6 protein-coding genes are annotated in these 6,595 nt (G+C 51.3%); 1 reads left to right on the top strand and 5 read right to left on the bottom strand.

Annotated features, from left to right (window positions below; all coding sequences use genetic code 11):
* The 4 genes from HKN79_09170 to HKN79_09185 all read right to left on the bottom strand — a co-directional run.
* Positions 1-134 (bottom strand): type I glyceraldehyde-3-phosphate dehydrogenase (locus tag HKN79_09170; GenBank protein ID NNC83737.1); only part of this gene is annotated, 134 nt, incomplete at its 3' end.
* 26 nt (positions 135-160) lie between these two features.
* On the bottom strand, positions 161-1,156 hold the full coding sequence (pfkA, locus tag HKN79_09175) for a 6-phosphofructokinase (GenBank protein NNC83738.1): 996 nt from the start codon (positions 1,154-1,156) through the stop codon (positions 161-163).
* 73 nt (positions 1,157-1,229) lie between these two features.
* Positions 1,230-3,701, bottom strand: coding sequence for a TonB-dependent receptor (locus tag HKN79_09180; GenBank protein NNC83739.1), 2,472 nt, complete (start codon positions 3,699-3,701; stop codon positions 1,230-1,232).
* 78 nt (positions 3,702-3,779) lie between these two features.
* Positions 3,780-4,388 carry a carboxypeptidase-like regulatory domain-containing protein gene (locus tag HKN79_09185; protein NNC83740.1) on the bottom strand — a complete coding sequence of 203 codons (609 nt, stop codon included), beginning with the start codon at positions 4,386-4,388 and terminating at the stop codon, positions 3,780-3,782.
* 83 nt (positions 4,389-4,471) lie between these two features.
* Between HKN79_09185 and HKN79_09190 the strand changes: the two genes are divergently transcribed.
* Positions 4,472-5,530: a T9SS type A sorting domain-containing protein gene (locus tag HKN79_09190; GenBank protein ID NNC83741.1), complete on the top strand. Its 1,059-nt coding sequence runs from the start codon at positions 4,472-4,474 to the stop codon at positions 5,528-5,530.
* Here HKN79_09190 and HKN79_09195 read toward each other — a convergent pair.
* Positions 5,503-6,537 carry a glycoside hydrolase gene (locus HKN79_09195; GenBank protein NNC83742.1) on the bottom strand — a complete coding sequence of 345 codons (1,035 nt, stop codon included), beginning with the start codon at positions 6,535-6,537 and terminating at the stop codon, positions 5,503-5,505. The genes HKN79_09190 and HKN79_09195 overlap by 28 nt on opposite strands.
* Positions 6,538-6,595: the final 58 nt, after the last annotated feature.

Here is a 6,595-nt window from a genome sequence, read left to right on the forward strand (position 1 = left end):
AGGTGGGCCAGTGTGTGATTATCGGTAAGGTCATTGATCCCTACTACTTCGATATCCGGATTCTCCAATAGATTGCGGAAGGTCAACCTTCCTATTCTACCAAATCCATTAATTGCAACTTTCTTCTTTGACATAATTGTTTCGATAATTTCTGTGATACTCAGATGGAGAGGATACTCGCCATTCTTCGCATCTCTTCATCTATTTCTGATTTCTTAGCAATGGCCGCAGCAAATGGGACCAACTCAAGCCGGTTGTTCACGGTGGCCACCATCTGTTCGCGAGAACCTTTGATCAATGCCTCTACCGCACGTACGCCCATCTGACTCGCCAGCACGCGGTCAAAACAGGTCGGGCTTCCTCCGCGCTGCAAGTGACCGAGGATGGTCACTTTGGTATCATAGTTCGAGTAGCGTTCATTGACCTGTCGAGCTACTTCGTAGGCTCCTCCATAGCTCTCGCCTTCGGCCACGATGACCACGCTCGAGGTCTTATTATTGGCCGCCCCATATTCCAGGATCTTGACCAGCTCATCGATGCTACGTTTCTGCTCGGGGAGCATCACCGCGATGGCACCGGTAGCGACTCCGGCACGCAAGGCCAAGAATCCCGAATCCCTTCCCATCACCTCCACAAAGAAGAGACGGTCATGCGATGAGGCCGTATCCCTGATCTTGTCCACACACTCGGTGATCACATTGGTGGCCGTATCGTATCCGATGGTGTAGTCGGTGCCGTAGAGATCATTATCGATGGTGCCCGGAATACCGATCGTAGGGATATCGAATTCTTGAGTGAAGACACTGGCCCCGGTGAAGGTCCCGTTCCCTCCGATGACGATTAATCCATCGACATCCAATTCTTTCAGATTGTCGTAGGCTTTTTGTCTTCCCTCTTTAGAGCGGAAATCCTCGCTTCGTGAAGACTTGAGGATAGTACCCCCTTGAGAAAGGATGCGACTGACAGAGCGGACATGCATCTTCTCAATCTCGCCTTCTATCATTCCCTGATAGCCGCGTTTCACCCCGTAGGGCACGATTCCATAATAGACACAGGCACGTACTACCGCACGTATAGCGGCATTCATGCCCGGTGCATCTCCACCCGAGGTGAGGAATGCTAATGAGCGAAGTGAATGTGATTGTTGGTTCTCCATTTTAATAGTGTCAAAAATACACTAAGATATTTTCATACAGTGAGTCGAAAGTAAAAATCAACGCGATACAAGATCAGAATCTGAAGTAGAGTTTCACATTGAGTCTTCTGGGCGTGAGGAAGTTGGGAATGGAATATTGCCTTCCTCTTACATCCTTGACCCAGAGATAGCTCTGCACATTGGGTACATCCAGAAGGTTGAAGACCTCCAGTGCGATCCATGCTTCTTTGAAACGACTGAAAAATCCATTGGGGTTGCGGAACTCGGTCTTATCATCGATGAGTTGCTTGGAAAATCCAATGTCGAACCTGCGGTAGGAGGGTGTGCGCAAGGTATCTCGATAGCGATTGAAGTCCGGTGGTCCGAAGGGGAGTCCGGTGCCATAATGTACACTCAGCTGTACTTTGAAGCTCGGGTCCAAGGGCATCTCGTCTTGGAAGAACATGCTGAAGGTGACCCGTTGGTCGGTATTTCGAGGGATGAATCCGGGTTCTACGCGGGTGACATTTCCCTCATCGTCCTCTTCCAAATAGAAATCATCCAGTAGGTCTTCTTTCGTGCTGAGGAAAGACAGACTCGCCCAGGATTCCACACCGGGGATGAATTCGCCATTCAATTTGGTGTCCAATCCGTAGGCAAATCCTTTGGCGTTGTTGGTCGCATAGTAGCGCAGCCTTACGTTCTCCAATTCATAAGGGATGAGCGCATCATACTGTTTATAATAGCCCTCGGTAATGAGTCGGAAGGGACGCCCAAAAAGTTGGATCATCATATCCGTACCCAATAGGAAATGGAGGGATCGCTGTGCTTCGATATCCTCATTCAAGCTGCCATCCAGCCGTCTCAATTCGCGATAGAAAGGCGGTTGGTAATAGATTCCAGCGGCAGCTTTGAAGATGATATCACGTGCTACCAAGCTATCGCCCACGGTCTTGGTCCAAGCGGGTCGCCAGGAGATACGCCCACGGGGGCTGATCACACTTTGACCGTTGAAGGTCCAGTGGTTGGCCCTGACCCCTACGGTGAAATCCCATTTGGCGCTATCGGGAGCAGTCCATTTGACATTGTCCTGCAGGTAGAGTTGCAATCGGGTGGATTGTATGGAATTCTCGGCCTTGATGAGATCATCCAACACGATGGGGCCATTGGAGGAATAGGGCAGGGAATAGCCTGCACTGTCGACAAAACGCCACTCGCTCAATCGGTCATCAATGGCCTCTGACCGGATACCGGCTCCCCATTGTACGGTATGTACATCCTGGGTATAGACCGCGCGATGCGTGAAATCCAATACCGTTGCATCCAAAGAATTACGTGCGTGATTCAGATAGCCTCCTATCCCGATATTGCTGACCACTTCTCCGAATTCATCCGAGCCCAGATCCCGCTCCAACTCATCCAATCGATACTGCCCCAGTACATCGAATTCTTCCCTCTCATAAGTCTTGTAAGCCGAGGCGATGTATTTCAGCGTAAGTCGCTTCGTAGGATTGTCCGTCAGGCTGAAGGCACCGAAATAGGTGTCATACTGGGTGATCTCCTGTCCATCGAAGAAGACGGTCAATTGCAGGGCCTCATTGATGCTTCCCAGTTGGGTGGTGCGCGTGCGGGGAATGAAGTTGTATCGGTTTCCAGCGATATTTCCGAGAAACTCCAGATTGAAACGATCGGACAGGCCGTGAGTCACGTAGACTTGGGCATCCAAGAAATCCGAGCCATAATCCCCTTCTTCATCGAGCGATCCGAGCAGGTACTGATTGGTCTTATAACGCAGCCCGAAGATGTATCCGGTCCGGTTGTTCTTGCTGAGATTCCCGTAGTGCAGAGCGCCACCTAGCAGGCCGCCTGTGAATGAACCCTCCCGTCCCGAAGGTCGGGTGTAGCGGATGTCCAGCACCGAGGACATCTTATCTCCATACTTGGCATCGAATCCACCTGCTGAGAATAGGATGCTGCTGACCATATTGGGATTGGCAAAGCTGAGTCCTTCTTGCTGTCCACTCCGGGTCAAGAAGGGGCGATAGACCTCGATATCATTGACATAGACCAGATTCTCATCGAAACTCCCACCGCGCACCGAGTAGGACGAGCTCAATTCATTATTGCTCACCACACCGAGTTGTCCGAGTAGGATGGACTCTATCCCCTGGGTAGGATTGGGGATACGAGTGGTCAATCGGGGTTGGATGCGCTCCATCATCTCGAAACGCTTGCCCTCATCCTCTATCACTACTGTCTTGAGCTGCTTGATACGCAGGATGATGTTCAATTCGCGTACTTCTCCAGAGTCCAAGGTCAGCGTGCGTGTATAGGGGCGATAGGCCGTGTAGGAACTTTCCAGAACGATCTCGACTCCCGAAGGGACCTCCAATTCGAATTGACCATTTTTATCGGTGGTGGTCTGCAAGCCTGAGGCCGCGATATAGACATTGGCCTGCGGCAGTCGTGTTCCATTGTCATCCTGTACCCGTCCACGGATGGTCGCGGTCTGAGCGAGGCACAGATCACCGATGAGTAGGAGGGAGATGAACAGACAGAGCCTCATGGGCGGCTAAAGTATGTATTTGCGGCTGCTGTACTCAACTCCGTAAGTCGGAGATCATTGCATGCATTGTGGATAGTCTCAGCGTTTGAGACTCCCATCCCGTAGGGCTTCGATAAAGGAGGCCCAAGCCACCGGATTCATCAGATTGATAGGTGGTGCCTGGCCGGAGTAGTAGATCTGATTGGCGTATTGCTGCTGAGTCAGCTTGTAATTGCTGAAGCCATCCCGGTCCATGGTCTCCATCATCACCAGCATGCGTGAAGGAGCCAGATTCTCCCGCGCTCTCACGAGGTCGTCATCAGGCGGTGAGGCGTTGATGAATGCTTCGGCAAAGGCCTCTCGGCTGGCCCACGGGTATACCGTGACCTCACTCAATTGTATCGTATCGGTAAAGAGTACCTGGATGAGGGAATAGCGTTTATCCTCGAGACTATCCGGAATCACGAAGCGGCTCTTGCGATATCCCAAGGCAGAGAAAAGCACCGTATCGTTCTCTTGCGCGACAAAGGAGAAGTAGCCGTAGAAATCAGAGGTGGTACCTCTATTGGTGTTCTCAATGATGATATTGGCGTAAGGTACCGGTGTCAAACTATCACCTGTGACGATGATTCCGGAGAACTGTATCACTTCCTGGCCACTCAGCGAAAGGGTCATGGCACAAGAAAGCAGGAGGAAAAAGCGTTTCATATCCATAGTCTGTACAAAGTAACAGATTTCGTGCCCTTTGATTGTATCAGACTCGGTTTTGCATGTTACATTTAACATGACGCATGGCATCCATTCTTAGAGACGCGATATTCTGTGTCCTCATGATGAGCTCTTTTCATCTGGTGGCACAGGTCACTATGGATGCATCTGATATGCCCTCAGCGGGAGAACAATTCCCTTTTGCTTTCTCGGACCCTGTGGCCAATGATGCTTCACTGACCGGTGCTGGTATTCTCTGGGATTATTCCGACCTTAATTCCACCGCTACAGGAGTCGATAGCTTCATCACGGTAGGAGAGACCCCATTCTTATTCCAGTTCTTCTTCAATAATCCCATCCTCTATCCCGATCATGATGCCGACTATGCGCGCAACGATGTGGATCTGGACTTGGGTTTCATCTCCATCTCCGACACCTACAGTTATTTCAAGAATGATTCAGAAGGCTTGCGCAACGTGGGATTCGGTGCCAATGTGAACGGCATCCCTTCTTCGGTCCGGAACATCCCTCCCGATTGGATCTATCAGTTCCCTTTGGACTATGGGGATTCCCACACGTCCAGTTCCGTCAGTGATCTGGAGATTCCGGGATTGGGCTCCTACCATCGACAGGTGGAGCGAGAGGTCTCGGTAGAAGGCTGGGGGACACTCCTCATGCCCGAGGGAAGCTACGATGTGCTCAAGGTGCGAATGATCGTCAACAGTATCGATTCCATCTATGTGGAGAGTACCCAGCAAGGCTTTGCTATTCCAACTCCTGAGCAGACCATCTATCAATGGTTGAGTCCGGGAGTGATACAGCCCCTGCTGGAGATCACGCAGAGCGGCTTTGGAGAAACGATCCGCTATCGGAATGCCGCTCCGGTGGGACTTGAGGGATCATTGGCAGAATACATCACCGTCTATCCCAATCCCACCAGGGATTATCTCGTTCTCCATTCGAAAGCACAGGCGATCGATGGCTATGCGGTCTTCGACTCGAATGGGCGGTCCATCATCAGGCGGACGACCTATGGGCGCTATCGGGAAGAGTTGATGGTGCGGAACCTGGCCCGCGGAGAATACTTCGTCCTCTTGCAGGTAGGAGGGAATTCCTATTGCTCCTTCTTCTTCAAGGACTGAGCTCCGTAGTGTTTCCGTATGATATCCATGGCCGGCTTTTCCTGAGGAGTATAATCCTTGCTACGTTCTGCCGGTCGATGCATTTCTTCCACGTGCCATTTCCATAGGAATCCACCTTGGAACCAGGCTTCATTCCAGAATGTACAATAGAGCGCTTCGTAGCCTAAGCTTTGAATGTCTTTATCGGGCTCTCCATCTGCTCCCGTGCCGCTCACCCACGGTTCGGCCAAAGCTCCTTTCTTGCTGCGATAGCCGTACTCGGTAAATAGGATGGGCCGTCCCACCGTATCCACATACTTCCGCATGGATTCTTTCCAGTAGGTCCATCCCGCTAGAGCATCTTCCATCTTGGGTTCTTCGACCTCTGTGATGGGGAAATAGGCATCTATTCCGATGTAGTCCAATTGCTTCCAGAGAGGGAAATCCTGATAGCAATCCCAGTTGGCGGCATAGGTGAGTTTCCCAGTATAGACCTCGCGGATATCCTCTATCAAGCTAGTCCAGAACGCAGGGTCATCATTGAGCTGCATGCACAGTTCCGTGCCTATGCAGAGCAGTTCTACCTCTTCTTCCTCGGCCATGTGAGCATAGTGCAGCAGATACTGGCGATAATCTGCATTCCATTTCTCCTGCTGCGCGGTATCTGAGAAAGAAAGCTCGCCCGTGTAATATCCCCGACCGATCCAGAGATGGGGCTTGAGCATGATGGATAGATCAGCTGCTCGAGCCCGATGTATCAGCGCACGAATTCCATCGCTCTTCTCTCCCCACCAGGTCCAATCGACCGGGCCGTAGATCAATTCTGATCGAGTGTCCTTCATATAGGCATAAGGCATCAAGCAGACCCATTCGGCCCCTTGCTGTGCGATCTCTTGCATCACAGCATCCTCCGCTGGATGAGGAGGGCCTTCCAAGGCGATGCCATCGATGCGATGATCACCCGTGCTCTGCGTGGCTGCGCAGGACCAGAGCAATGAGCCGATGACTATGAGGAGGAGGATTCGCACGAACAAGGATACTAACACTTGCTTTCCAATATATGTTCTTAACATGAAAGGATTTGTG

The organism is Flavobacteriales bacterium (genome assembly GCA_013001705.1).
Lineage (GTDB): Bacteria > Bacteroidota > Bacteroidia > Flavobacteriales_D > JABDKJ01 > JABDLZ01.